The 1,122-nt window shown below is 53.7% G+C and carries 1 protein-coding gene and 1 pseudogene; both read right to left on the minus strand.

Going from position 1 to position 1,122, the window contains the following annotated elements:
* Positions 1-427 (minus strand): hypothetical protein (locus tag ACOI1H_RS25720; protein WP_422441172.1); only part of this gene is annotated, 427 nt, incomplete at its 3' end.
* A gap of 290 nt (positions 428-717) precedes the next feature.
* A pseudogene (locus ACOI1H_RS25725) lies at positions 718-1,101 on the minus strand (IS5 family transposase); the annotation flags it as partial.
* Positions 1,102-1,122: the final 21 nt, after the last annotated feature.

Below are 1,122 nucleotides of genomic sequence, written 5' to 3' on the forward strand. Positions count from 1 at the left end.
CCTTGAAGTAAGCTTCCGCGTCCTTTGGTATCAACGATTTCGGGTAGCGCCTCGAGAACTCGACTGCCTCCAGCCCGGACACGACAAGTGGCACGCCGGAGATCCTAACAAAGATCGACATCGCAGTGAGATAGGGAAACGCGTCGCCCGCGGGCAGCACGGAACAGTCGAGGTCGCCATCTACGATGCGTGAATATACGGCTGAAAGGTTCATACGGCGAATATTGGTCGTTCCCCTGAATTCCAAAGAAGTTTCTTGTCCCGTCTGCAAAAAATTCCCGGCACCAGCAGTCTCGGAAGGCCAGCTCTCAAGCCAGCTGAATTGCCGGAATTTTGCGTCCAATATCCGGGATTTTAAGACCCGTGCCCGGGATTTTGCGTCTTTGCGCCGGGATTCTGCGTCAAAATGCCGGAATTTTGCGTCCAAACGCTCAGCAAGCTACTGATTACTAAAATGCATTCTCGTTCCTGAATTAAGAAGAAACATAGAATCAATAGGAATCAGCCGCGGCTGAGCCACAGCCGAGCTTGTCCGAGCCTAAATTTTACTTCCGTAGGTATTCAGGAAACCTATCGATACAAATCTCCGCTTCGACGCTTTGCAAGCCACGTCGGTGGAACAATATCTGTTTCAAGAACCATCTGCGCAAGCAAGTTTGAGCGCGCAAATTGAAACGGAAATAACATCTTTAACGAATGGAAAGGCGGTGTCAGCAAACCGTGTTGTCGCGAGGGCCTGACCTGACTGTCGTGCACCCTGGCATTCGAGGTGTCGAGGCTGTGTATCACGCCGCTCTCGGCGTCGACGCCGATGTGAGCTTTCATACCGAAGAACCATTCGTTGCCTTTCTTCGTGGACGACATCTCGGGGTCTTGCGTATTGGCCTTGTTCTTTGTCGACGGCGGCGCGTCGATGATCGTGGCGTCCACCAGTGTGCCAGACCGCAGGGTGATGCCCTTGTCTGCCAGATGGGCATTCACTTCCGCAAAGATCGCTTCGGTCAACCCGTGCCGCTCCAACAGGTGGCGGAAGTTGAGGATGGTGGTCTCATCCGGAATGCGGTCATCGCCCAGCTCGATCCCGGCAAAGCGGCGCATAGCCTCGCTGTTTTAGAGCATCTC

Origin of the sequence: Loktanella sp. DJP18 (genome assembly GCF_049310965.1) — a bacterium.
In the GTDB taxonomy this organism is placed as follows: Bacteria; Pseudomonadota; Alphaproteobacteria; order Rhodobacterales; family Rhodobacteraceae; genus Loktanella.